This is a genomic window from Geminicoccus harenae (genome assembly GCF_019800005.1).
GTDB lineage: Bacteria > Pseudomonadota > Alphaproteobacteria > Geminicoccales > Geminicoccaceae > Geminicoccus > Geminicoccus harenae.
The window spans coordinates 17165-41119 of record NZ_JABGCL010000014.1; the positions used below are offsets into that span (position 1 = coordinate 17165).

General features: G+C 68.5%; 31 protein-coding genes. 4 read left to right on the forward strand and 27 right to left on the reverse strand.

Going from position 1 to position 23955, the window contains the following annotated elements; genetic code table 11:
• Nucleotides 1-9: 9 nt before the first annotated feature.
• Nucleotides 10-981, reverse strand: coding sequence for a phage tail protein (locus HLA95_RS14465; protein WP_191057844.1), 972 nt, complete (start codon nt 979-981; stop codon nt 10-12).
• A 32-nt stretch (nt 982-1013) separates the two neighbouring features.
• Here HLA95_RS14465 and HLA95_RS14470 point away from each other — a divergent pair, with 32 nt between their 5' ends.
• A complete protein-coding gene (locus tag HLA95_RS14470) occupies nt 1014-1199 on the forward strand; it encodes a hypothetical protein (RefSeq protein WP_191057843.1) in 186 nt (61 codons plus the stop codon).
• Here the strand turns inward: HLA95_RS14470 and HLA95_RS14475 are convergent.
• The 18 genes from HLA95_RS14475 to HLA95_RS14560 all read right to left on the reverse strand — a co-directional run bounded on the left by HLA95_RS14475 (nt 1159) and on the right by HLA95_RS14560 (nt 18422).
• Complete coding sequence (locus HLA95_RS14475) at nt 1159-3861, reverse strand: hypothetical protein (protein WP_222183693.1); 2703 nt, start codon at nt 3859-3861, stop codon at nt 1159-1161. The two genes, HLA95_RS14470 and HLA95_RS14475, sit on opposite strands and share 41 nt — an antisense overlap.
• Nucleotides 3861-5141 (reverse strand): hypothetical protein, encoded by a 1281-nt coding sequence (locus HLA95_RS14480; protein ID WP_222183695.1) that lies wholly within the window; start codon nt 5139-5141, stop codon nt 3861-3863. The genes HLA95_RS14475 and HLA95_RS14480 overlap by 1 nt, the downstream gene beginning before the upstream one ends.
• Nucleotides 5141-6247 (reverse strand): tail fiber domain-containing protein, encoded by a 1107-nt coding sequence (locus HLA95_RS14485; protein WP_191057809.1) that lies wholly within the window; start codon nt 6245-6247, stop codon nt 5141-5143. The genes HLA95_RS14480 and HLA95_RS14485 overlap by 1 nt, the downstream gene beginning before the upstream one ends.
• Nucleotides 6244-6696, reverse strand: a complete 453-nt coding sequence (locus HLA95_RS14490; protein WP_191057808.1) for a GNAT family N-acetyltransferase — start codon at nt 6694-6696, stop codon at nt 6244-6246. The genes HLA95_RS14485 and HLA95_RS14490 overlap by 4 nt, the downstream gene beginning before the upstream one ends.
• Nucleotides 6693-8258, reverse strand: a complete 1566-nt coding sequence (locus tag HLA95_RS14495; RefSeq protein ID WP_191057807.1) for a hypothetical protein — start codon at nt 8256-8258, stop codon at nt 6693-6695. The genes HLA95_RS14490 and HLA95_RS14495 overlap by 4 nt, the downstream gene beginning before the upstream one ends.
• On the reverse strand, nt 8255-8956 hold the full coding sequence (locus tag HLA95_RS14500) for a hypothetical protein (RefSeq protein ID WP_191057806.1): 702 nt from the start codon (nt 8954-8956) through the stop codon (nt 8255-8257). Before HLA95_RS14500 ends, HLA95_RS14495 begins: the two co-directional genes overlap by 4 nt.
• A complete protein-coding gene (locus HLA95_RS14505; RefSeq protein WP_191057805.1) occupies nt 8956-9639 on the reverse strand; it encodes a hypothetical protein in 684 nt (227 codons plus the stop codon). The genes HLA95_RS14500 and HLA95_RS14505 overlap by 1 nt, the downstream gene beginning before the upstream one ends.
• Nucleotides 9640-9688: 49 nt before the next feature.
• Nucleotides 9689-9955, reverse strand: coding sequence for a hypothetical protein (locus tag HLA95_RS14510; RefSeq protein ID WP_191057804.1), 267 nt, complete (start codon nt 9953-9955; stop codon nt 9689-9691).
• A gap of 13 nt (nt 9956-9968) precedes the next feature.
• Entirely contained in the window at nt 9969-10940 is a 972-nt protein-coding gene (locus HLA95_RS14515) for a phage major capsid protein (protein ID WP_191057803.1), read from the reverse strand.
• Nucleotides 10941-10948: 8 nt separating this feature from the next.
• Nucleotides 10949-12004: a hypothetical protein gene (locus tag HLA95_RS14520; RefSeq protein WP_191057802.1), complete on the reverse strand. Its 1056-nt coding sequence runs from the start codon at nt 12002-12004 to the stop codon at nt 10949-10951.
• Nucleotides 12001-12174, reverse strand: a complete 174-nt coding sequence (locus HLA95_RS14525; RefSeq protein WP_191057801.1) for a hypothetical protein — start codon at nt 12172-12174, stop codon at nt 12001-12003. Before HLA95_RS14525 ends, HLA95_RS14520 begins: the two co-directional genes overlap by 4 nt.
• A gap of 110 nt (nt 12175-12284) precedes the next feature.
• On the reverse strand, nt 12285-14384 hold the full coding sequence (locus HLA95_RS14530) for a hypothetical protein (RefSeq protein WP_191057800.1): 2100 nt from the start codon (nt 14382-14384) through the stop codon (nt 12285-12287).
• The gene (locus tag HLA95_RS14535) at nt 14381-15808 is read right to left on the reverse strand and encodes a terminase large subunit domain-containing protein (protein ID WP_191057799.1); all 1428 of its coding nucleotides are present in this window, start codon (nt 15806-15808) and stop codon (nt 14381-14383) included. Before HLA95_RS14535 ends, HLA95_RS14530 begins: the two co-directional genes overlap by 4 nt.
• Nucleotides 15778-16266, reverse strand: coding sequence for a terminase small subunit (locus HLA95_RS14540; RefSeq protein ID WP_191057798.1), 489 nt, complete (start codon nt 16264-16266; stop codon nt 15778-15780). Before HLA95_RS14540 ends, HLA95_RS14535 begins: the two co-directional genes overlap by 31 nt.
• A gap of 106 nt (nt 16267-16372) precedes the next feature.
• Nucleotides 16373-16945: a hypothetical protein gene (locus HLA95_RS14545; protein WP_191057797.1), complete on the reverse strand. Its 573-nt coding sequence runs from the start codon at nt 16943-16945 to the stop codon at nt 16373-16375.
• A gap of 249 nt (nt 16946-17194) precedes the next feature.
• Complete coding sequence (locus tag HLA95_RS14550; RefSeq protein WP_191057796.1) at nt 17195-17737, reverse strand: glycoside hydrolase family 108 protein; 543 nt, start codon at nt 17735-17737, stop codon at nt 17195-17197.
• Nucleotides 17734-18264 (reverse strand): hypothetical protein, encoded by a 531-nt coding sequence (locus HLA95_RS14555; RefSeq protein WP_191057795.1) that lies wholly within the window; start codon nt 18262-18264, stop codon nt 17734-17736. The genes HLA95_RS14550 and HLA95_RS14555 overlap by 4 nt, the downstream gene beginning before the upstream one ends.
• A complete protein-coding gene (locus HLA95_RS14560; RefSeq protein WP_191057794.1) occupies nt 18264-18422 on the reverse strand; it encodes a hypothetical protein in 159 nt (52 codons plus the stop codon). The genes HLA95_RS14555 and HLA95_RS14560 overlap by 1 nt, the downstream gene beginning before the upstream one ends.
• Nucleotides 18423-18793: 371 nt before the next feature.
• Here HLA95_RS14560 and HLA95_RS29155 point away from each other — a divergent pair, with 371 nt between their 5' ends.
• Both HLA95_RS29155 and HLA95_RS14570 read left to right on the forward strand, forming a co-directional pair.
• A complete protein-coding gene (locus tag HLA95_RS29155; RefSeq protein ID WP_222183697.1) occupies nt 18794-19084 on the forward strand; it encodes a PadR family transcriptional regulator in 291 nt (96 codons plus the stop codon).
• On the forward strand, nt 19081-19566 hold the full coding sequence (locus HLA95_RS14570) for a hypothetical protein (protein ID WP_191057792.1): 486 nt from the start codon (nt 19081-19083) through the stop codon (nt 19564-19566). Before HLA95_RS29155 ends, HLA95_RS14570 begins: the two co-directional genes overlap by 4 nt.
• Before the next feature lie 12 nt (nt 19567-19578).
• Here the strand turns inward: HLA95_RS14570 and HLA95_RS14575 are convergent, their stop codons facing one another.
• The 8 genes from HLA95_RS14575 to HLA95_RS14605 all read right to left on the reverse strand — a co-directional run bounded on the left by HLA95_RS14575 (nt 19579) and on the right by HLA95_RS14605 (nt 23067).
• A complete protein-coding gene (locus HLA95_RS14575) occupies nt 19579-20193 on the reverse strand; it encodes a hypothetical protein (RefSeq protein ID WP_191057791.1) in 615 nt (204 codons plus the stop codon).
• Nucleotides 20117-20983, reverse strand: a complete 867-nt coding sequence (locus HLA95_RS14580) for a hypothetical protein (protein ID WP_191057790.1) — start codon at nt 20981-20983, stop codon at nt 20117-20119. Before HLA95_RS14580 ends, HLA95_RS14575 begins: the two co-directional genes overlap by 77 nt.
• 53 nt (nt 20984-21036) lie before the next feature.
• Entirely contained in the window at nt 21037-21264 is a 228-nt protein-coding gene (locus HLA95_RS14585; protein ID WP_191057789.1) for a hypothetical protein, read from the reverse strand.
• Nucleotides 21257-21391: a hypothetical protein gene (locus tag HLA95_RS28285; RefSeq protein WP_255513105.1), complete on the reverse strand. Its 135-nt coding sequence runs from the start codon at nt 21389-21391 to the stop codon at nt 21257-21259. The genes HLA95_RS14585 and HLA95_RS28285 overlap by 8 nt, the downstream gene beginning before the upstream one ends.
• The gene (locus HLA95_RS14590; protein ID WP_191057788.1) at nt 21388-21813 is read right to left on the reverse strand and encodes a RusA family crossover junction endodeoxyribonuclease; all 426 of its coding nucleotides are present in this window, start codon (nt 21811-21813) and stop codon (nt 21388-21390) included. The genes HLA95_RS28285 and HLA95_RS14590 overlap by 4 nt, the downstream gene beginning before the upstream one ends.
• A 74-nt stretch (nt 21814-21887) precedes the next feature.
• A complete protein-coding gene (locus HLA95_RS14595) occupies nt 21888-22304 on the reverse strand; it encodes a hypothetical protein (RefSeq protein ID WP_191057787.1) in 417 nt (138 codons plus the stop codon).
• Entirely contained in the window at nt 22301-22444 is a 144-nt protein-coding gene (locus HLA95_RS14600; protein ID WP_191057786.1) for a hypothetical protein, read from the reverse strand. The genes HLA95_RS14595 and HLA95_RS14600 overlap by 4 nt, the downstream gene beginning before the upstream one ends.
• Nucleotides 22441-23067, reverse strand: coding sequence for a hypothetical protein (locus tag HLA95_RS14605; RefSeq protein WP_191057785.1), 627 nt, complete (start codon nt 23065-23067; stop codon nt 22441-22443). The genes HLA95_RS14600 and HLA95_RS14605 overlap by 4 nt, the downstream gene beginning before the upstream one ends.
• 130 nt (nt 23068-23197) lie before the next feature.
• Here HLA95_RS14605 and HLA95_RS14610 point away from each other — a divergent pair, with 130 nt between their 5' ends.
• Nucleotides 23198-23914 carry a helix-turn-helix domain-containing protein gene (locus HLA95_RS14610; RefSeq protein ID WP_191057784.1) on the forward strand — a complete coding sequence of 239 codons (717 nt, stop codon included), beginning with the start codon at nt 23198-23200 and terminating at the stop codon, nt 23912-23914.
• Nucleotides 23915-23955: the final 41 nt, after the last annotated feature.

Here is a 23955-nt window from a genome sequence, read left to right on the forward strand (position 1 = left end):
GTGCTCTCCTCAGGTGCGGATGATGAAGTTGGTCACGGCCATGCCGAGGCCGGTGGCGCCCGGCCGCTGGCCGTTCAGGACGCTGGCGGTGCCGGCGAAGATCGAGCGGCCGGTAGACGCGGTCATGTCGGTGCGGCCGACCGAGCTGAAGCCGCGCAGGTCTGGCAGGTTGAAGGTCGACGAGCCGTCGCCCACGCCCCAAGGGGCGGTCACGAGCGTGCCCGTGCCGCTGCTGGTCGCGTTGGCGCTCATCTGGATGCTGGTGCCGCTCAGCACGCTGGAGACGGTCGCCCCGCTCGGGATGCCCGGCCCGCTGAGCGGCATGCCGGGCTGCATGAAGCCGGTGCTGGTCAGCCCGCCGACGTTGGGCGAGCCCGAGACCCGCTGGGCTGCCGCATGGGTGACCGTGATGGCGTTGAACAGCCGGGCATAGGTCGAGCGGCTCACCGCGGCACCGGAGCACCACAGCCAGCCATCCGGCGGCGACGTGCCGGCGAACGCGCACATCGTGCCCGTGGGTGCGCCCAGCACGCTCCAGGTGCCGTTCTCGCCGCCTTCCAGGCGCTCCAGGTCGCTGTTGTAGCGGATGGTGCGCGCGGCCCGGCCACTGCCGGCGCTGGGGCGCTGGGCGGTGTTCCCGGCGCCGATCAGGAGCCCGTACGGTACCGCACGCAGCATCTCCACAGCCCCGGCGACCAGGGCCATGCCATCCTCGTCCGGGAAGGTGATGCCGGTGTCCGGGTAGCCGGTGCGCTGGATCGCCGTGTTGCCGGTCGACCCGGCCGAGAGTGCTATGCCGAGCGCGAACGCGATCCGTGCCGTGGCCGGCGTCTGGCCGTCGGCCGCCAGGCTTTGCGAGATCGCCTGGATCAGGTCCTGCAGCAGTTCGTTGAAGTCGGCAGGGTCGATGTCGGTCAGCTCGACTGCCGGGTTCCAGCTGTTGCTGGGCGGCTCATAGCCGCCAGCACCGTTACGTGGCATAATGGCGGCTCCTGAACTGCTGCGAGGACTGGATGTCGAAGAACGTCGCCCGGGCAATCGGCTGGGCCTTGTCGTTCGGTCTGCTGGCCATCTTCGGCTGGTGGGGCATCCCGATCATCGCGGCACTCGGCGGCGCGATGTTCCTGGTGGCCAGGTGGCGGGAGAGCCGGATGCCGGTCATCTATCCTGCCCCGACGAAGCTGCGGCTGCACCGCTAGCGCCGATCACCGGCAGCGGCGTCGGCCGGACCGCCCATTCCCCCACCGCAGCCTTGGCCGCCCGCCTGCCGGCACTGCCCGCCGCCACGGCCTGCCCGGCCTCCATGGCCAGTCCAGCACCAGGGCCGACGGTGGCGCCCAGCGTCGCGCTGGCCATCCGGCTGGTCATCTGCCGCATCGCCCGCTCCACATAGGCACCGGAGCCGCTCGGGTTGGTGAGCCGGCGCGGCGTGGTGGTCAGCTTCAGGACGTCCCGAAATTCGGCGATCGCCGCCCGCTCGGCCGGCGTGAACAGCCGCTCGGTGATCTCCTTGCCGCGCCCGTTCAGGGCGTTGTTGATCCGGTTGATGATCGTGTCCTTGGGCATCTCGCCCAGGCTCTGGGCCTTGTTGCCCCAGATCATCCGGACCCAGGCGCCCTGCTTGATCGCGGCCCACTCCTGGCTGTCCTCGCCAAGCGCCTTGCCCATGCGCTCGAGCACGCGCTTGCTCGAGGTGGAGGAGCCGAGCTCCCCAGCCCCGTAGAGCCAGTTCGCGACCTCCTGGTTCGTCGTGTCGGTCGAGAGGATGCGCTGCATCACCTTGCCAGCGTCGGCGTCCTTCGGCCGGATCTCGAACTTGTCGCCATAGGAGCGCCGCAGCGCCCGGGCCTCCTTGAGGAAGTCCATGGCATTGTCGTCGCCCTTCAGGAGGGCGGTATCGATCGCATCGTCCAGCCAGGCGTCCAGGTCGGCCCGGATGCTGTTCAGGAGCCGATTGTCCGAGCGCAACTGCGGGTCGGCCTTGGTCTTCTCGATCCGCAGCGCCAGGCGGCGCCGGAAGGTCTCGGCCTGCTTCAGCGAGATCGTCGGGTTGGCGCGCAGATCGACGGCCTTCTCGGCCGCCTTGGCCATCCGGTTCATCTCCCCCAGCACGCTCGCGGTGTGCGGGGTCAGCTGGCTGTCCACCACCTCGTCGGCGCGGATGCGGCGGACCGTGTCGCGCATGAACTGGCCGGCCGATCCGGCATCGAACCGAGTGCCCTTCATGTCGACGTTGCGATAGGCGGCCCGGACGGCATCGTCGGCGTCGGAGGCCCGGCCGCGCACGCCTTGCGCCACCAGCTCGCCGACGTCCTGCGTGGTCTGCGGCATCGGCCGGCCGCCGCCGAACTCGGTGCCGAGCTTGCGCGAGGCGTCCTTCAGCGCCTCTGCCTGCCGCTGGTCGAAGCGGCTCAAGGTGTCGTAGGCGGCGTTGCCGCCGCGGGCGCCCGAGCGCATCGCCTCTTCGTCGGCCAGATAGTCGGCGCGGCCGGTCGCCTGGCCACGGGTCAGCGGCACCTCGAAGCGACCGGCCTTGGCCCGGTTCACGCCCTGCGTCGCCACGCCGGCATCGGCCAGGGCCGCGGCGTCTGCCTTACCCAGCAGGTCGTTTAGCTGCTTGGCGACCTCGGGCGAGATCGTGTCCGGGTCGACGCCGGCGCGCTGCACCGCCTCGCGGCCCTTGGCGTTGAGCGTGCCGTCCGGCTCGACCAGGCCCGGGCGCCACCACTTCGCCAGGCGCTGCAACCCGGCGCCCAGCAGTTCGCCGCCGGCACCGCCAGCGGTCGCCAGGCCAGCACGGACAGGATCAATCCCGCGCTCGGAGCCTTGCGGCATAGCGGCGACATCTTCGGCCACCGAAGTCGCGCCCGCCCCAAGGCCGCCCAGGCCGATCCTGGTCAGGATGTTCCGCCCGGCACCCGCCAGCCGCCCGGCCGGCAGGTACTTGGTCACCTCGGCCGTCGTGTCGATCAGGTCCATCTGCGACGGGCCCGGCCGGTTCAGGTAGTAGCGCTGGCCCTGGTAGCGGATCACCGGGTTGCCGTAGCGATCCTGGTCGACCTCCACGCCCGGTAGGCTCTTGCGGATGATGTCCAGCCGCGCCTTCGTGTCCGGCGTCGTCAGGATCGCGTTCTTCACCGCATCGATCTGCGCCGCGGTCGCCTTGCCCTCCTGGCCGGCCTCGGACGGCTTCAGCGCGGTCAGGAACTCGGGCAGGTCCTCCTTCTCGTCGGCGCCGGTCACATAGTTGATCGCGCGGTCGATGAAACCAGGCTGTTCGCGGCGGGGCGCCGGCGGCGGGGCTTCGGCAGCGTCCGAGATCGCGTCCCAAGGGTTCTCCTGTGCCGTGGGGGCCGGCGCGGGGGCAGGAGCCGGGGCAGCCGTCTGAGGCTGTGCGGCTCCTTGGGGCAGCCCCTGGAAGCGGGGCGGCATCGGGGCCGTGAGCGCCGGCATCCGCCAGTCGGGACGCTGCGTCGGAGCCGGCGGCGGGGAAGCTTGCGGCAGGTACTGCTGCGCCTGATCGTTGTGCAGCTGCTCGGCATAGGCGCTGGCGGCCTCGGGCGTGTCGAACATTCCGAGGTGGCGGCCGGTCCGCATGTAGGCCTGCACGGCCTCATCGTCCGTCATGATCCGGCCGTCGTCCGACACGGTCGGGATCAGGACCTCACGCCCATCCACGTTCACCGAGATGGATCGGACGGTGCTGATCGAGCCGTCATCGTTGCGGACCACCGGCCGATTGCCGAGGTCGATGTTGCCGGGGACCGCAGCCCCGCCACGACGAGCTGGCGCCACCGGCGGCGGCGTCCGCGGCGCGGCCGGTGCATCGGCCAGGGTGGAGACGTCGTCCCAGCCGGCCATCAGCGCTTCACCCGGACTTCGTAGGAGCCATCAGGATTCATCGCGATGAAGGCCGTGCCGCTCGGCAGATCGGCTGCCTGGGCCGGATCGGTCAGCGTCGGCGGGGCCAGCGGGTTCGCGTCCGCATAGGCCTGCATCTGCGAGAAGAACTCGCTATCCAGGCCGCCCTTCTGCTCGCCGTAGGCCCGGGCCTGCTGTGCGATGTAGCGCTTCCGCTCGGCCTGGCGCTTGCGGAAGTCGATCATCAGCTTGCGGCCGGTCCGGGTGGTCGCGAGGCCCGGGTTGATCTGCGTCAGAAACACTCGGTCGGCATCCGACATCGCACCCGGCATGCCCTGGCCGCTGCTCGGGTCGCGGGCCTGAAGCGCCATCTGGTTGGCGAGCGCCTGGGCCGCCTCGGCGGCACCGATGTTGCCCTCGCCCCAGCCGAGCTGCGCCGTGTCGATGCCGATGCTTTCCAGGGCGCGCGAGCCGGCCAGCTGCATCGGCGTCATGGCGCCGGTCTCGATGTTCTCCAGGAGCCGGTCCATCTGCTCCAGGTTCGCGATCTCGCGGTCCGCCGCCTGGGCGCCTTCCTGGATGCTGGCGAACTGGTCGCCGAACCACTGCTGCACTCGCGTGGCCTGGGCAGTGGACGGCATGTTGATATTCGGGCTGACGTTGACGTTCGGCCGCCCAGCGGCGCGGATGTCCTTCTGCGTCTGCACGTAGGCCGGGTTCTGCCAGTCCGGAGCGCTGGTCCCGATCTCCGTCCACTGCCGCGTTGCCGGGTCGAACTCCTGCGTGACGTCCGCCCCATCGCGCTTAAAGGTCCGGGTGGTCGGCGCCTTGCCGGCCTGCTCCGCCCTCGCCTTCAGGCCAGCCACCGCCAGCTCCTGGCCCATGTCGGCCGTCTGCGGGTCGTTCAGTAGTGCTGCCACGACCGGGTCCATGCCGCCGCCGGCTGCCGGCGGGCCGCCGCTGCCACCCTGGCCCGGGAACAGCGGCTGGGGGCCGCCCTGCCGCCCGGCCATGGCATCCACCACCGGATCGCCGCCACCGAACGCCCGGCTGAGCGCCGCGGTCCGATCAGCGGCGGCCTTGCCCTCGGCCTGCTCCAAGGCGGTGCTGGCCTTGTCCGCACGGTTCTTCAGGAAGTAGCTCGCGGCGATCTGCGCGATGGCCGTCCCCGGGCCGGTGTGCCGCATCGGCTGCTGCACCATTCTGGCGAGCAGGGCGTCTTGCAGCTCGGAATCACGCCGCGCCTTCTGGACGGTGGCCGGGATGTAGGTGGAGGCCATCAGCGCGCCTCCCGCTCGGCCTTCAGAGCCGCGACCTCTGCCGTCAGCGCCTGGACCGACGCGAAGAGGATGCCGAACAGGTCGACCGGGGAGAGCGTCTTGCCGTCGCCCACCCCGAAGGCCGCCTGCACGTCCTGGGCGTAAGGCCCGATGTGCTCGCCGCCGTCGGCGACGCCCGGCAGGTATCGCCACCGCTCGACCGGCAAGCCGCTGACCGCTGCCAGGATCGCCGCCACGTCCACCGGCCGCTTGTCGGTCTTCACCGTGGCATCCGACATGATGGCCGCCGAGCCGATCTGCGCGATGTTCCCCCACATCTGCTGGTCGTTGTTGGCGTTCACCTGCGAGGCAGCGAGGCGGTTCTGGTAGGCGTTCTGCTGCGCGCCCACGAGATCGGTGCCGGCCACACCGACCTGCGCCGGCTGCGAGCCGTTCATCAGCGCGTTGCCCAGCCCGATCAGGCCACCGGCTGTCTGCAACGGGAGCTGCGCCAGCGTCAGGTTCTCGCCGAACAGCTGCCCCCGATTGGCCGCCGCCCTGCCCGCGCGGTCCGCCGCCAGGCCGTAGAGCCGCGACTGCTCCTGCCCAGCACCCAGGATCGCGCTGTCCCGCAGGCTACCGAGCGCGTCCGTCTCGCGCCGAGCCAGGTCGTCATAGGCCTTAGTCGAGGCTGCCGAGCCGCTGGTGATGCCCCGGGCGGCCAGCATGGAATCAGTGCGGTTGCGGTTGCGATCGAGCTCCGGCTCCAGGCGGGACAGGCCGCGGCGGTAGAGCGCGTCCTCGACATCGCTGGTGTTCTGGATGCCCGGCAGGTTCAGCGCCGGCAGCCCGGCCGTGCTCAGGTTCGAGCCCGCCACCGACCGATCGACCATCGACTGGATGACCGGGTCGAACCCGACGTTCTGCGACCAGCGATCGTTCGGACCAGCGGTGTACGTCACCGAGCCGAATGGCCCGGATCGGTTCACCATGTTCATGCGCTGGTTGAGCTTGGCGGTGTTCCGGTTCTCGACGCCCTGCTGCTTGACCAGATCCATCGTCTCGGCGGTGGATGGCGCCTTGGGCGCCTTCTCGCTGCCGAAGATGCTGCCAATGAGCTTGGTCATGCGGCGCTCCTTCCAACCGGGCCGAAGCGGCCAACCCGCCATTCATCGTCGAGAAGGCCGAGCAGGTAGGCGTCCTCATCGCCGCGCGTGCGGCGGCGGAGCCCCTCGATCTGGAAGCCCAGGCCCTTCGCGAGCCGCAGCGATCGCTGGTTGGACGTGAGCACCCACCCGTCGATCCGGCGGCACCCCATGGTCACGAAGGCATAGGCCAGGATCGCGCGGATGATCTGGTAGGAGAGCCAGCGCGGGCTGTCGGCCGCCCAGGTCAGCTCGATCGACCGGCCGGGCTCGAACCAGCGGTAGTAGAGCGCGGCGCCGAGCATCCGGCCGGTCCGGTCCACCACACCGAACGCAGCGAACTTGCCGCCTTCGACCTCGTCCCGAAGCTCGGGCAGGCGCTCGGCGATCCACTGGCCGATCTTGTCCTGCGGGGTGACCACGATCCTCACAGGCCGCCCCCCACCTCGTAGAGGACGTCGACCCCGACCAGCTCGATCGTGCCCTTGCCGTTCGCCCCGAAGGTCGAGATCCGCATCCTGGGCGTGCCGCAGACCCCGAGGCCGTTGGCGCCCGTCCATTCGTTGCGCGCCCGGCGGCTGCCGGCCCACTTGCCCATGCCCCACTTCGCCACCCCCCACGCGGACTGCGCGTTGTCGACGACGGTCGGGATCGCGACCGGGACGCGGACCTCGAAGTCGGTCAGCATCTCCACGGACACGTTGATCGGCTGGCTGGACCGCAGCACCGGCCGGATCATGGTGAAGCGCTTCTGCTGGCCGCGCCGGCCGAAGTAGTTGAAGGCCGGCTGGATGTCGTAGACGATCGGGGCCGTGTCGTCGGAGCGCCCGACGTTCGCCTCCATCACCGTCCCGGCCGACGTGCCGAAGAACAGCCGTTCGTTGAACGAGGCCCAGCAGCACGCCGGCTGCCCGTTCCAGCGAGCCCACGACCCGGTGACCGTGTCCATCACGAGCTGCAGCGCCCGCCCATCGGTCACCTGAGGCACGTTGACCAGCACCAGCTGCCCGCGTGCCCAGGCCAGCGTCTGCCAGCCCGGGATGGAGCCGTAGAGGGCCGCCAGCTCCTGGAAGAGCGTGGCCACGTTCTGCGTGAAGGCCACCCGGCGCTGCGCCGCGCGATCGAGCGAGAGGACCTGCGAGAGCGGGACCAGCCCGCCCGAGGTCAAGACGCCCAGATCCGAACCATTCTTGACCAGGCAACGCCGGCCGATCGGCGTGTCCACCTGGTAGACGCCCACCAGGGTGAACAGCTCGGCATCAGAAGGATCGATGCCCTCATAGACCGCGATCTCGCCCTCGGTGGTGACGAACACGAGGCGCGCCGCCATCGACAGGCCGGCCGCCGACGACCAGGTGCCGACCGCCAGCAGCGAGCCGCCCTTGGTGAAGACCTCGTCCAGCGGGAAGGCCGCGGCGGCACCCTGGATCGCCAGCGGCTGCAGGTACCAGGCCCGCATGCTGTCGCGCTCGATGAACCAGAGCCGGTTGTGGATCGAGGTGACGTCGATCCACTTGGACGGGTCGATGCCGGTGCCGGTGAAGGTGGCGGTCGAGAACGCCGTGCCGTTGAACAGCCTGGGGCTGTCCTGGCCGTTGACCGCCACGATGTAGTGGTCGGACGCCGCATTCGCGACGTTCACATAGTTCCAGCGCGCCGAGGTGAAGCCGGTGGCCAGCGGCGTGTCCATGATGCCGCCGGCGGTCGCGTCGAAGATGTTGGTTCCGGCCGCGGCGAGGAGCTTGGCGCTGGTGGGGCCGCGCCAGCTCATCAGCGTCTGCACCGGCTGCAGGAGGCCGGTGGCGAACGGCCGGAAGCCCCGGCGCAGCTCGACATAGCCCGGCCGCGGGATGCAGTTCTCCAGGAGGATCGCGCTCTCCGGCGGCATGGCCGCCAGCGGCGACTGCGTGTCCAGCCCGCCGACGGGTGCCGGGATCGTGTCCGGGATGGACACGGCCTGCCGGGCAGCGTTGCGGCGGAGTGCCTGCCTCACGCCGCCCCCCAGCTGCCCTCGGGGATCTGCGGATCGGACGGCCCGGTCAGCGTCGCGCAGTCGGTCCGGAGCACCGGAGCGCCGCCGGTCTGGCCGATCGCCTGCGCCTTGGCGCGCTCGTAGTTGTCCAGGTCCTCGGCATAGTCGAGGCCCTTGGCCGCCTTGAACCGCCAGACGGCGCCGAGCGTGATCAGGTTCTCGTCCAGCAGGCACTCGTCGTCGTCGGCCTCGAACACCCAGCGCTTGAAGCCGCCGGCCTGAACGAGCCGCCTGGACACGAACTCGAACGCGATCGTCTCGCCGGCCGGCGGCACCGGCAGCAGGTGCAGCTTGGCCCCGCGCAGCCGCCACGCCAGCGAGGAGATCAGGATGCCCGGCTCGATCTGCGCGCGCTGCCAGGCCTGGCTGTCGATCGGCCCGTTCACCCGGACGTTGCGGGTCCGGTTCCACATCGTGCCGTTGATGAAGCGCTCGAAGTCCGGCGGCAGGCCGTTCGGCTGCTCGCTTGCCGCCACCGTGGTGAACGTGTGCTCGCCCACCAGGGCCGGCCAATCGTGCTCGGCCGCCAGCGTCTTCAGCTCCCGCTGCGCCAGCGAGAGCAACTGCTGCACGGCCATGTCCGGGGAGCTGAAGACGTTGGCCGGGCGGGGCAGGCCGACCACGGCCGCGGCCTCCTGGATCAGCGAGCGCAGCGTCATCAGCCGGCCGCCTTCTTGTTCGGCGCCGGCTTGGTCGCCTGCTCGAGATCATCCTCCAGCCGGCCGATCTTGGTCTGAGCGCGCTTGAGGTCCTTCTCCAGGTCCTTGTTCGCGTCGGTCAGGCTCTCGACCTGCGCCTTCAGGCTCTGGTTCTCGGCCTGCAGCTGCTCGACCTTCTTGGGGTCGACGCTGCCGAGGTCCTTGATCTGGCCCTTGAGCATGTCGTTGTCGGCCCGGAGCCGATCGACTTCCTCCTGGAGCTCCACCAGCGGCGCGGTGCCGGCAGCGGCCTGCAGCCAGGTCTCGGCCTTGGACTTGAGCGACCGGCCGCCGGGCCCGAGCTTCTGCAGCTGGCTGTCCGAGAGCGCGGCGAGCGCCTCCACGGTCATCACGTGGATGCCCTTCAGCTCCGCCACCTGCGACTTGTTCAGGAGCGGCCACTGCTCGATCGGTGTGCCGACCAGCGGCGCGTCCTGGCCCTGCAGGAAGGCCTGGTACTCGGCGCCGAAGCGCTGCTTGTCGTCATCGCGCACCGGCCGGTCCACGACCGTGCCCTTGTCGCCGGCGATGATGATCTCGACGTACTCGCGCTCCTCGAAGATCGGGCGCCCTTCCTCCGCGGTCCGGCGGTTGTTCTGGACGGCCCGCTTGTAGAAACGCGGGTAGACTCCTGCTTCGGCCATCTGGCCCTCCTATGCGGGAGGGGCGACCCGCAAAGGCCGCCCCGTTGGATCAGAGAGCCGTCTGGCGCGCCCAGAAGTACCGGGCGGCCGGGACCGCCACCGGGCTGTCGTAGGTGCCGGAGCCGGCCGAGCTGACGTTGAACGTCGAGCTGTTCAGCGTGAGGGCCTGGGCGGCGGTGATGCTGGTCGCGGCCGAGTAGGCGTAGACCCACTTGCGGCCATCGTCGGCCAGTGTCGCCGTGCCGAGCCGGTGCGTCGGCTTCTCGGTGACTGCCGAGAGGTTCACGCCCAGGATCGGGGTGGTGTTGAGGGGCATCGTCGTCTCCTCCTCAGGCCTTCAGCACGCCCTGGAGGGCGGCGTTGGAGATGGTCATGTTGCCCATCCAGGCCATCAGCTTGACGATGGCGTCCTGGTTGACGGAGGCGCGCTCGCCGCCCAGCGGCACCATGTTCCGGTCCCGGTGCGGCCGGAAATGGATGTACTTCGTGTTCAGGAAGTACATGTGGTCGGTCGGGCAGAAGCCGCCCTGGCCGCCGTCATAGACCACGTCGGCACCCTGGAACTTCAGCGTGTGGAAGCCGGCCTCGCCCAGCTCCGCCGACGTGATCCGCTGCATCGCCTGCAGGCTTTCCCAGTAGGCGGTGAAGTAGTTGTCGTCGGCGATGATCAGGTCGGGCTTGTCGGTCTGCCGCACGCACTTCAGGTACAGGCGGTTCATGTAGCCCTGGATGTTCTGGTGCGTGACCGCACCCGTGCCATCCGAGTTCGCGTCGAACACCTGGTTGCGCCAGAACGGCCAGTTGGCGCGGTTGATGCCGCCCATCGTGCCGGTGGTCGGGTCGTCGGCGACCAGGAGCTGCAGGCCACCGATCTGCTTGCCGCCGTCGGCCGTGCCGTCCGAATAGCAGTCGGCCGCCAGGTTGTTCTCGAAGCTCCGCTCGGCGTTCGCGATCCGGGCCTCGAGCAGATCGATCATCTGCTCCTCGCCGCGGTTCTGCATCTGCTCCAGGCCGGAGATCGAGACGCTGATGGCCGCCTGCTTCCACTCGAACTCGGCCGCCGTGAAGACGTCCTGCGGCGAGATGTTCAGGATCTCGTAGCCCGAGTACCGCTTGTAGGTCCCGTTCTCGGCGTATTCGAGCTCCTGCACGATGTTCCGGCCGCCACCGACCGGCTTCATCGTGCCCCGCTTCTTCAGGCGGAACAGCAGGGCGTTGTTCTTGGAGATCTGGTCCGCGAGCTTGCGGCTACGATGCTCCAGGGTGGTCGTGATGATTTCGCTGAGGTTGGGCGAAGGCATGGGTCATGTCACACCCGCGACTGCTCGAACTGGGCCGAGATCACGTCGCGCAAGGGGATGGCACTTGGATCGCCATGAGGGGCACCACGCCCGCCCGGCGACCCGGTGACCGACCCCGATGCCAGCCTCGCCGCCCTGGTCCGCTCGGCCGCCTCGTCTGCCTTGCGCTTGGCCTGGGCCTCCTGCTCCGCACGCACCATTTCGGCGCGCACGGCAGGGTTGGCCCAGCATGCCATCTCGTAGGCGTCGTCGAGGCCCTCGGCAGCGCCCGAGCTGATCAGCTTCGCCATGTGCGGGGCCACGATGTCATAGTGCTCATGACTGTCGCGGAACGCGGACACCTGGTTGCTGATGCGCGTGCGGTTCTGCGCTTCCGATGCGTCGGACTGGGTTTGGAAGTAGCCCTTCAGGGTCGCGATTTCGTCCTGCAGCGCCTTGAGCTGCGGATCGACATACTCGGGCTCGTCCTGCGAGCCTGGAGCAGCGCCCGTGCCTGCCAGCTGTGCGAGGTTGACGCCGTAGTTCTCGGCGAGCCGCTTGATCGTCCCGGCCGGGTCGCGGTTCAGCATCTCGTCGGCTGCCAGCAGCGCCTGGATGGCCTGCTGGTCGTTCATGCCGAAGGAGGCGTAGCGCTCCCGGTGCGGGGCGAGGATCGGCTCGAAGTCCCCGGCGCCCTGCCGCATCTTGCCCAGCTCTTCCTGGACGGCGCGCGGCAGGCGGTTCCACTGCACCTTGGCGGTGTCCGACCAGCCCTCGGGCGGAGCGATCGGGCTGCCCTTGGCGGGCTGGCCTTCCTGCTGCGGGGCCTTGGCGGTGGTCGGACTGGCGCCCTTGCCAGCGTCCGCCCCCTCGGGCGGCGTCTGGTCAGTCGCGGTGGACTTGTCGGCGGCCTCACGGGCCTTGAACCGGCCGCGCTCATCGCGATCGGACGCGGGCGCTGGGTCGGTGGTGGGGTCGGCAGGCTGGCCGGCGTCGATGGAGGTGTCGACCTCGGTGGCCTCACCCTCGATCGGCGCGCTCTCGCCGCGGAAGCTGGCCTCCAGGGCCTCGCGCAGCCCGCTCACCGGCGCTCTCCCCGCACCACCTCGGCGATCGTCTGGCCCAGGCCCGGGGCACTCTCATGCCGCCGCGGCGCTGGCCGCTCATTGCCGATGATCTCGCAGCCAGCCGCCCGCACCGCACGCTGAAACGCGCGTTTGCTGTCGTACATCCGGCCGTCTGCGGGGTTGTGCATGAGGTCCATCGTGTCGGTGATGACAGCAGGCCCTCGCGGACCTGATCTGTCATAATACACTGAGGATTTCTCAACAAGCTTTCCGTCGCGAATGACGTAGGTCGTCCGGGTCATTGTGCTGTGAAGCCTCGCATTGCTTGGAGATCGACCTTCCGGCCTTCCAGGTCGCGCCGTGCATTCGCCTCATCGATCCGGATGGCGCGGTCTTCCTGCTGGGCCTGCTGCCCGAAGGCCTGCTCCTGCGCGGCGAGGTCGTGGCCGGCCGCCTGGATGATCTGGTCGTTGGCGGCCATCTGCTGATCGCCCTGGACCTTCATGCGCTTGGTCTCGGCGTCGAAGGCCTGGATCTGGACCTTCTGCTGGCCCTCCTCGATCTTGGCCTGCTCGATCGGCGTCGGCTGCGGTGGGGCCGGCGGCTGCGCCATGCGCTCCTGGACGCTCTGGACGAACTTCTCGATCGCCTCTTCGAGCTGGCGGCCGGCACGGAAGCCGCGCGCCGTGAACAGCAGCATCTCGCCGATCATCGGCATGGCCTCGGGCGCCATCTGCACGACCGGCAGGCCCTGCTGCAGCATGCCGCCCACGGCCGTCAGGAACTCGGTGCGCCGCGCCTTCTCCGCGTCCTCATCGGCCGCGATCGTGCTGTCCGTCTCGATCTCCATCGAGAACCGCCGGGCCGGATCGTCCCGAAGCCGCTCGATCACGTCCTCCCAGGTCGGCTGGGGCGCCGGCGGCTCAGGCGGTGGCGGCGGCTCTGCCCCCTGTTGCTGCGCCATCAGCGCCGCCTGCTGTGCCTGCAGCATCATCTGCTGCTGCTGGGCCTCCAGCTCGGCCTTGGTCGGCAACTGCATGCCCGACATGGCCGCCAGCGTATCCTGGCCGAACTTCTCGGCGGCCAGTTCGCCCATGATCCGGACGATGTCCCGGCAAAAGCGCTGGATGTCCGACTGCCGGTCGCGGATCCGCAGCGCGCCCCACTGCCCCTTGAGCTGCTGCGCGGTGGCGGTCTCGCGCGGGTCGCTGGCCCCCCGGACGATGTCGGAGATGCCGGTGATCTGGTAGACGTCCTCGATCAGCTGGCGGCGGGACTGGTAGCAGCCCTCCAGCACCTGCACGACCATGTCGACCGGCAGCCACTCGATCAGGCCCTTGACCCCGCCCTTCTCCTTGAACGCTACCCAGCCATCGACCGGGATCATCACGTTCTCCTGGCCGGGCTTCAGCATCCGGGACAGGTCGGTCTTCTCATCGGCCGCATAGACACCGACCATCCTGAGCGCGTCGGTCAGCTTGCCGATGCGCATGGTCAGCTCGTCGATCTCCTCGGCCTGGTCCTGGTAGAAGACGTAGTCCGGCACCGGCTCCAGCTTGTCGTTGGCGATCGTGCCGTAGAGCGGCAGCGGGAACGGCCAGAAGTCCTTGAGCCCGTACATGTCGTCCCGGCGGTCGAGCGGGCCCTTGTCGTAGCTCTTGGCGAACCACAGCACCTCGCGCTTGGCCTTGTTCCAGACCTCGTAGACCACGGCCTTCTCGGGCGGGTCCTCCTCGTGGGCACCCTCGGCCTTCTGGTCGAGCTTCACCGCCTTGCCGATCTCCTCGCCGAACCGCTTCACCAGCGAATCGCGCGAGAGGTAAACCCGGCGCCAGGCGAACTCGACCTCCTGCCAGGTGCGGCCGGGCCCGTGGCCGAAGTCGTCGAAGGCGACGTGGTCCAGCTCGATCGTCTCGTGCTTGAGCCGCTCGACCGGTGCGGCCGGCTCCTCGCCCTCCTTGGGCGCCGGCGTCTCCTCCGTCTCGACTTCAGCGACATAGCGCACCCAGGCGACGCCGCGGGCCGCCAGCAGGTAGTCGGTCCGCACGGTCACCAGGCGCTCGTCGAACTTGGTGTCCTCGACGAGATAGGTGAGGCAGCGCTCCAGGCACTCGGCGGCCAGGCGCGTGACCGGGTCGCCGTCCTTCCACCGGCCGGCCACGACGGGCGCCGGCGGCCGGCTGTAGACGGCGGGCCCGAGCGTCATGACGTTCGACCAGAGCAGCGCATAGCGGCGCGCGGTGCTGCCCTGGCTCGGCCGCTCGTCCTTGAACCGCTTGGTGACCTTCTTGGCCCGCTCGCGCCACGGCTCCATCGCCCGGTCGGCGCGCTCGATCTTCTGCATCCAGACGCGGCGCAGCTCCTCGTCGGACGAGGGCTTCTTCTCGGCCTCGCTCATATGCGGCTCCCCCGCTGCGCTTCGTGCATCTCGAGCAGCTGATTGAAGGTCGGGATGCGCGTGTCGATCTCGCGCGGCTTCTCGACGGGCTGCGGGCGGTGGTAGGGCCGGGTCATGCACAGGTAGCGCAGCGCATCGGCCGCGTGGTCCTCGCCGTCCGTGTCCACGTCCTCGGGCCGGTGCTGGTCGTGCTGGAGTGCTGGCAGCGTGCGGATCAGGTGCCGGCAGGTGTCGAACACCATCAGCATCGGCCGGCCGTCGCCATCACCCTCCAGGCGCGAGCGGATCTGCTGCCAGCCCGGCGGGCGCTTGTTGTCGGCACGCCGGAACCTGCAGCCCTCGCGGTGCATGACCTCGGCGATCGAGGGGCCGCCCTCCTCGGCGAAGATGGCCGGATCCGCGACCGCGTCCGCCATCTCCTCGCCCTCCTCGCGCGCGACGATGCCCTGCGCGATCAGCTCGTTCTTCAGCTTGATCCCGACATTGGCCTGGCCGTCCGGGCAGCCGTACCACTCGCGGTAGACCACCAGGCAGCCGCGCGGGATGGCCGGGATCGAGCCATCGGACAGGGCCGCCCAGATCACCGCGAACGGCTTGGCCGAGCCCCAGTCGAAGGCGCGGATCCGCGGCCAGTGCTTCGGGATCGCGAACGGCTTGATCATGTGTCGGTCGGAGCGCCAGTTGTCGAAGAAGGCGCCCTGGATCACGTCCCAGTCGCCGTCCAGCCAGGCGCGGACCAGCTCGGCCGAGCCCAGCATCTTCAGCTGGACGATGTACCGAGCATCGAGCGACGGGTTATCCTTGACCTTCGACGGGATGTAGATCCGGTCGAGCGTGATGCCGGTCTCTTCGTCCCGCTCGTAGATCGGCACCATGCCGCCGGGCGCTGGGTCGATGTAGCGGACCTTGACGTGTTGGTGGCCGGGGCCGCCAGGATTGGCCGTCGCCCGGAACCGGCAGGGCACGCCGGCACCGGAGCGCAGCGTGGCGCGCAGCTTGGCGATCGGCAGCGGGTCGGGGAAGTTCTGCAGCTCCTCGACATAGACCCGCGTGTAGCTGTGGCCCTGGTACTTCTCGGCGTCCGCGTCGTTGTCGAGATAGGCGAAGCCGAGCCGGGCGCCGTCGGGGAAGGTGAACATCTTATCGCTCTCGTGCCACACGGCGCCGATCGGCCCGTAGAGCGCCTTTGCCCGGTGCATGGTCTCCTTGAGCTGCTCCAGCTCGCGGCGGAAGAACTTGCCGATCGCGTGCTGGCCGTAGCGCGAGGCATGGCAGGCCCAGTCGCCCAGCATGCCGTCGGTCTTGCCGCCGCCGCGGGCCCCGCCGAACAGCACCTCGAAGGCCGGGCAGGACAGCAGCCATTCCTGAGGGCCGGGGTGCGGGCGCCATACCCTTACGAGCCCGCGCTCGTGCTGCGCAGCCACTCGTCCATGTCCGATGCTTCGGCCCGCCCCTCGATGACGTAGCGCCCGGTCACCACGTGCTTCTCGGTGAAGATCCCGCGGTACTTGCCCAGCAGCTCCAGCGCCTTGTTCGCGCCGGCACTGTCGAACGTGTAGGCGGGCGTGACTTCGCCGGTGGGCGTATCGACCAGGACCGGGTTGCCCTTGCGGTCGCGCACCGGCACGGCCTGCATGCAGCGCTCGGCCACCTCCCGGATGCGGCCTACGATCCACTCGGCGGTGATCTCCGACTGCTTGGAGCGCTGCTCCTGGAGCTCCGTGACGCGGGCGGTGACGCGCGGGTCCTGCAGCAGGTCCCTCGCAGTGGATTCGGCCCACTTGGCGGCATAGCCGGCGCGGATCGCCGCCTGTGTGCCGTTGAGGTCGCAGAGGTACTCCTCGACGAAGCGGAGCTGCTTGGCGTTCAGCGGCCTGGTCACTTCCGCCCCCTCCGCCCGAGCGGCAGCTTGCCGGCCGCGGCCAGGATCAGGACGACCAGGCACACCAGGAGCAGCGGCGCGAACAGGCCGATGGCGAGGTCGCTGGTCATCGACCGCCTGCCGCGATCTTGCGGACCACCTCGCCACTCGCCTTCGATCCGGCCGAGCTGCCCAGGTAGTAGGTCACCACCGCGCCGAAGGCCGTGTTGATCACGCCGATGCTGATCATCACCATGTCGCGCGTGCCGTCGACCATGGGCACGGTCCACATGGCCGCGACGCTGGCGGCGAAGGTGGCGACGATCAGCAAGGCCAGGAGCTTGGGGAACCAGTCGCCGGTCGCCACCTCGCGCTTGCGGGCGTCGGCCCGGTCGTCGTTGTCGAGCCGCAGGAGGGCCACGTCGTGCTCGAGCAGCGCCTTGGCGAACTCGGCATCGGCACCGCGCAGCGCCGCGTCCAGCCGACCCTCGCCCTCGATGGTCTGGATGTCCTTCAGCACGCGGCTGTTGATGCGCTCGATCGTGATCTCGGGCGTCTTGCCCTTTTCGCCGAGCACGTTCCCCAGGACCTCGGCCGCGAGCCCGCCGACCACCGTGCCGATGCCGGGCGCGATCGCGGTGCCGAGCGCCGGCGCCAGCACCTTGATCGTGTCCAGGACGCGGGGGTGGAGCTTGGCCATCAGATGCTGTCCGGGGCGCTGCTAAGCACCGCCGCCGGCGCGACGGATGCCAGCCAGAACACCACGACACCCACACACCCCGCCAAGCTGCCCGCCCAGATTTGGTCGGCGAGCAAAGCGATCCACGTGGGGGTCAACATCAGCGGGAGGAGCCACAGCATCACAGCACCCCCACCAGCACCTTGAGCAGGTAGATGATCAGAATGACCGCGAGCAGCGCCCAAACGATGTTCCACAGGTTCGCCGGCATCACTGCATCACCCTCTTCGTGACCCAGCCGTAGACGAACTTCCGCTGGCTCGGCTTGGCCTCGGCGATCTCCAGGTAGCGGGCACCCTGCAGCGCGTTCAGCGCGCACAGCAGCGCCTTGCGGCCCTCGGCACCACGCCACTGCACGAAGCCCTTCAGGGCCTCCAGCGTCACCGGCCCGATGCGGCCGTCCACGAACAGCTCAGGGTAGCGCCGGTCGTAGTTGAAGGCGTTCAGCCAGCGCTGGAGGAACTCGGCCGCACGGTGCGGGCCCATGTTCACGCCGGTGTCGACGAGCTCCGCACCGATGTCCGGGTCGATCGCCACGACCTGGTCGAAGCGCGGGATGGTGACGTAGCGGCCCCGGTAGATGTCCCGGGCGTACTCGATCGGCAGGTCGCGCATCGGGCCGTAGTAGCCGGACTGCCGGGCCACGGCCTCGGTGATGCCGTGCATGGTCTCGCCGCCCGGGTCGTCCGGGTCGTTCGAGTGGCCGCCCTCGACGGACAGGATCTCGTCGATGATGGTGTGGACGGTCTTCACTTGCTGCCCGCCTCGTGCGTCTTGAGATCCTGGATCTCGCCGAGCAGCGCCCGGTTCTGCTCCTGGCGCTGCTGCGTCGCCTGCTGGATGGTCTTCACCACCTGCGCGTTGCTCTCCAGCATGGCCCCGCCGATATCGAGCGCCGACCAGGCCATCCAGAAGCCGCCGACCAGGATCGTGGCGCCGATGCCGGCCATCCAGCGCACCACCGTGTAGATCGCGTAGACTCGGGTGCGCTCGTTCTCCAGGTTGCCGACCCGTGTGCTGATTTGCTCGATCAGCCGCTCGTTCTTCTCCGATCGGACGTCCTGCGTCTTCCAGCGCCGGTCCTCGTCTGTCTCCAGACGGTCCAGCCCTTCCTCGATCTGCCGCTCGATCCGGATCTGGCTTTCGCGCACCGCGGCGATCATGTCCCGGACGTGGCCCAAGGTGGCTACCTGCGTGCTATCCGGCATCGAGCGCCTGTCCGGGTGCATGTCGGCCCACCCCTCGATCGGGTCGGCCACGTCGGTGTGACCGTCCAGCATTAGCGTGTGCCACCGAGGATGCGGGTCTTGGGCCCGCCCTGCTTCAGGAACCGGCTCTTGGCGCGCTGGTCTTCGTCCAGCCGCTTCTGCTGATCAGCCAGCGCCTGGACGACTGGATCGTCGTCTCTCGTGCGATGCGCTGAGGGCTTGCGATCCATGAGGCTGGCTCATCACTGTGGACAAGCCTATGTATAACAACTGCGGACCGTCAACGCCATATGTCATAACCAGATGAGATGGTCTCAGGACTTGGCTGTGCTCTGAGGATCTTGCGGATTGCCGGAGGGGTTGGGGATTTCTGGGGCGCGTTCCAGCCTCCGACGCTCCGGCATCCGGGTCTGCCCCGGCACAGTGCTGGTCATGCACTCACCTGCCGCTCCACCTCCGCAATGCGCAAGCTGGGAGTGGCCAGCACGGCCAGCGCATGCTTGCTCTGGTGAGCGGCGAATGATATGTCCTACAAACAGAAAAATATCCAAGGGGTCGACGCATGTCCATCAGACCAGGCGGCTTAAGCTGGAGCGTACTAATGGCTGTCCACAAAAGGCGCGGAAACGCATACGGCGTCACAATCCGGGAAGAGGTTTCGGCACAGTCTAGGCGTGAGCCGTCGTTCGGAGCGATCTATACAACCCTGCAGCGGCTCGAAGACGATGGCCTGCTGACGTCGCGTGAAGGCGATCCCACGCCTGAACGGGGCGGGCGGGCGAAGAGGTTATACGAACTCACTGCGCCCGGTCTGCGCGCCCTACAGGAGGCGTCGGCAGGGCTGCAGAGCCAGCTGGAGGGCTTTGCCGTCGCGGGAGGCCGCGCGGGATGAGCGACGACCGAAAGAAGGCCGACGAACGTCTGCAGTTTCTTGAATACTCAGTGGCATCCGACTTGGAGTTGCTGAATAAGCATCAGCGTATGGTATTAGAAACGTATCGGATCAGAGAGGAACATTGGAAAGAAGTCGCTAAGGCCTCTGCAGTAATCCGCGCGATTGACATCAAAGTTTCTTTGTCACGCATGGACGCGGAGCATGAAGAGCCGGATCAGGCAAAGAATGACTTTTCGGTTCCGGTCCGGGCTGAGAAATTTCTTTATCTGATCACACCTCGGGAGCAGAGGGATGCAATCGCGGGCGATCTCATGGAGGCAGCTGCTAAGCTCTCGGGCAAGTTCGGCCCGAGTTACGCGCAGCGTTGGTACTGGGTGGAGGTCACCAAGATCACGTGCGGGCGGCTTAAGGGAGTAGTAACCTTGGGAGCTGTGCTCGCCGTGCTACGCTCGTTGCGCGGGTTCTTTACGGGCGGTTAATGGCGTGCCTCCTCACGCCACCCGCCTTTCCTCGCGCAACCACCGCGCCCGCAGCTGGGCCTCGCGCTCGACCATCGCCTGCCGGAACGAGATCAGGCTCGCGGCCAGCTCCTTCGGCATCGACCGGATCTTCTGCTCCGCCTCATCCTTCGGGATCGCGGTACCGGCCAGCAGCGCCGCGGTCCGGTCGTTCTCGACCTTCAGGCGCGCCAGCCGGTCGATCAGCTCGCGGTCCGGCGTGCCGTTCGGGTTCTTGCGCACCCACTCCAGCAGGCTCTGGCCGACCTCGTTGTGCAGGGCGATCTGGCCGATCGCGCTGGAAAGGATCCGCGCCTCGTCGACCCTGCTGCCGCTGTCCTTGCGGTGCTCCGGCGAGCCGAGCGCCGGCGGCGACGGCGGGGTGAACAGCTCGTCCATCAGGACGATCAGCTCACGGGTGGTCGGCCACCACTCCGACCGGGTCGGCCACTCGTCCAGCGCCTTGAGGACCCGCTGGAGGTCGTAGCGCACCAGGCGCTCGACCATCACGGACAGGTCCAACTCCGGCGCGTCAGTGGTACGGGCCCTGGTCTCCTTGCGGCAGCGCAAGAGGGCCTGGAGGATCGTCTGTGCCTTGGTACCGCTCATCGCCGAACCTCTCCATGAGGTCTTGGATCATCGCTCGTTCGGAGTGCCGAGGGGGCCGGCCTGGTGGAGCCCGACCGTCGGGCGGCTTGGCGTTCTTGCGGGCCAGTGCCCCGGCGACGAGGTGGAACCACTTCCGGCGCTGCTGATCGGTCGCGTCGTCGGAGGCGAGCCAGGCATCGAGGGCGGCGACCTCCGCCACCACGTCGAGGTTCGTGAACGAGGCCTTCCAGCGTTCGAGATCCTTCTCGACCAGCCGGATGATCATCCCCTCCCAGGCGTAGCGACGAGGCGGCTCGGGATCGGGCGGCGGGGCCGTCGGCGCGACAGCGGCGGCGGTGTGTAGGGAGTCGAGATCTTCAGGGTTATTCGGTTCCGGATACGGTTCCGGTTCCGATGCGAGTTTTTTCCCCGACTGGTCGCCGACTGGTCGCCGATCGTTCGACGACGGGTCGTCGATCTTGGTCTTCGGCCTGCCCTCGGGCTTCTCTTCCGCCCCACGCTCGGCACAGTAGGCCGGCACCCAGTCCTGCCGCGGATAGAGCCGACTGGCCTTCTCCGGCCGCTGGAACCGGCAGAAGTTGCGGATCGCGCCGTAGGCCTTGCCGTCGACCTCGTAGCGGCGGACCTGGTTGTTCGCCTCCAGCTCGGCGAGCAGCGCCTGCACGTCGACGTTGTCGGCCGGCAGACAGCGCATCTTGATCTGGATGGGCTTCCACTCGAACACGCCGAAGTCGTCCGCGTGGTTGCGGAGCGAGAGGGCCAGGAGGCGGGCGAACGGCGAGCAGGACACGAAGTCCTCGTCTGTCCACTGCCCCGGGTGCTGGGATCGGATTCGGGGTGCCATCAGGGCCTCTCGATGGCGTACTGCCACCACTGGTGAGGGAAGCTGGGCGACAGGTAGCCATACAGCTGGCAGCGCCGCCGGTAGACCATGCGGAGCCAGACGATCCGCCCATCCCAGCACTTGACCGGGCGCCAGGCGAGCCAGCGGTGCCACTGTGCGATCGGGTAGCCGAAGCGCGGGCGGGCCGGGTCGTGCGGCCGGGCGCGGAAGGTGGGCGCGTCAATCATCGGCCTGCTCCCGCCGATCGATCGCCGCGATGATCCAGCTGCCGAGCAAGAGCCCGAGGCAGCCGGCGCCCAGGAAGATCGTGGCCATGCCGAGGCCGTAGACGATGGCGTCGCCCAGCGAGCTCACAGCGGCCTCACCTCGATCACGAGGCCGGGCTCGGCCGCGTAGACCTTGCTGATGGAGACCTCGACCACCTGGACGTCGTCGTGCCAGACGACGCCGTTGAGCGCGTCGATGACCTTCAGGACGTTGTCAGGGTCGGGCTTCTTCGTCGGCCGGTGCCCGCCGGCGAGTGCCGCGCGCTGCCAGGCCTTCGACTTGCTGGCCGGCACGGTGAAGCTCGCCAGCATGCGGATCGTCAGCGGCACGCCGGCCGGGAACATGGTGAGACCGGCGGCGACCATCGCTTCCTTGGCCGCATAGCGCACCAGGTTCTCGTAGCTGACGGTCTTGGCGTCGGTGAACGCGATCGGCCGGCCGTTGGCGAGCCTGCCGATGCGCGGCCGCCCCTTCCCGCGCGGCTCGCCGGGGACCTCGATGCGGAGCACCGAAGGCGCCGCCTCATTCCGCGCAGCGAAATGGGACACGGGCGCCGGCGCGAACAGGTCAGGGGCGGCGCCAGTCACGCAGCGTCGTCCATCGGGAGCTGCGGCTCGTCCAGGTCGATCGCGGCGTCATGCTTGCCGAAGTAGTCGGCGGCATCGGCACGCACGATCAGGGCCGAGCCGGTGCCGAATGCCAGGGCCTCGACGTTCGCCTGCGTCGCGCTGGCCTTGGCCACGATCTTGAGGCCGTCCTTGATCGTGACGCTCTCGACGTCGGCGATCACCACCGGCCACTCGCGAGCGGCCATGATGCGCACGGCGGCCCGGATCGAGACGAACAGGCGGGCCTCGACACGCTCGACCATCGCACGCTGGGCCTTCTCGCCCAGCATCGCCCAAGGCCGGCCATCGGCCGCCTTGATCTCCTGCAAGACGGCATCCCGCAGGTCGCCCAGCAGCGTCTTCTCAGCAACCGTGATGTCTGGTTGGCTCATCTCAGCTCCAAAAAGGAGCCCGCCGCCCCGAAGGACGACGGGCCAGTGGTGGGAGGAAACGCCTCTTCGACGTGCTGCCATCCGGCAGCGGTGAGCAGGCCGGGGGAAGCCTGCTCGCCGATGACGGTGGTGGGGCTCACCGCCCTTCTCTCCAGGCGACGGCTTCGGCCTCGACCACCGCCAGCGGCAGCGCGGTCAGGGTGGCGATCTCGTCGAGCTTCCGGGTGCCCATGAGCAGGGTCCGGATCCGGTTGCGCTTCCAGCCGTCCATGATCGAGCGCGGCTGGCTGACCGGGAGAGTGGGCCTGGGAGCCGCCGAGAGCTTCCTGGGCTCGACCGGCGCGGGCTCCTGCGGCTGCGGCTCGGGCTTGGGCGCCACCTCCGCCTTGGACATCCCCGACCGCCAGTTCTTGAACCGGTTCGCCGGAGCGGCCGGATCGACCGGCAGCGTCTTGCCGTAGCGCCGGCAGGCCGCCCAAACCGTCGCCTGGACCACGCCCAGCTTGCGGGCGAGTGCCGTCTGGCTCAGGCCCTCGCGCTCGGCGCGGGCCAACTCGGACGGCCAGTCGATGCCCTTGCTGGCCCGCGCCGACTTTGGGGCAGGCAGGGCCGCGGCATCGTCGCCAAGCGCAATCCGCAGCTCACGGAGCTGGCTGGCCGCCTTGTGCCGGTGGCCGCTCTCGACGGACTTCCCGATGTGCTTCAGCGCGCCGAGCACCAGGGCCTGCAGGTCGGCGACGCGCTCGAGCTGGGGCGCGCTCATCGCGGCGCATCCGGATGTGGTGTGCCGGCCATCAGGCGCGCCGGCGTATACCGACGGTGATATTGATCACTACCGTTCGGTAACGTACCGGTAATGGTCATGCGGCCACCTGATCGGCACTGGAGGTCTCTTGTTCGAGACGGCTCAGCAGATCCTCAAGCTTCCGCAGCGTCTTGATGCTGCAGCTCCAGTTTGGGGCCTTGAGCCGACGCAGAGCGTTGGGCGTCAGGCCTGCCATCACGGACAGTCGAGCGCACGGAATGCCCGTTGCGAGCAGCCGGCTCCTGACTTCCTCGATGTGGGCGTCGATCTTGTGCATGTCGCGGAGCATATCGCAAAGTTTTGCGAAGATGCAAGCGGCTCGCATCCCATTACGAATGCGTTCGCGGTTTGGTGCGGCAATGATGCGCTCATGACCGCAAGCAAATACTACCTAGCCGCCGAAGCGATCTGGCAGGCCAGCGGCTCGACGCGGAACGCCTTCGCGAATGCGGTCGGCGTGAGCGAGGGAACTCTTAGAGCGTGGAAGGACGGTAAGGGACCAAATACGGAAACCATCCAAAGAATATGTAAAAAGCTCGGGATGACTGAGGAGGAATTCCTTGCAAAAGGAGATCCTACCTCGCCGCATTCTGTGCTTTCCTCCGATCTTTCCAGCCAGATCGGGGATGATGGCGTGCATAACTCGAAGTTGATTTTAAAGGCCATCAAGAACGTGCAGGTAGATTTTTTCACATTCGCTCAGACGATGGCCGCTCGTATGGAAGAGCTGACAAAAGCGATCGAGAAGGCCGAAGAGGCTGAGAAAAGCGCAAAGTCTCGTCCCCCGAAGAAGCCAAAAGAGTAGCAAAGCCAGAGCCCTCAGCCCCTACACCAACCACCTCAAGG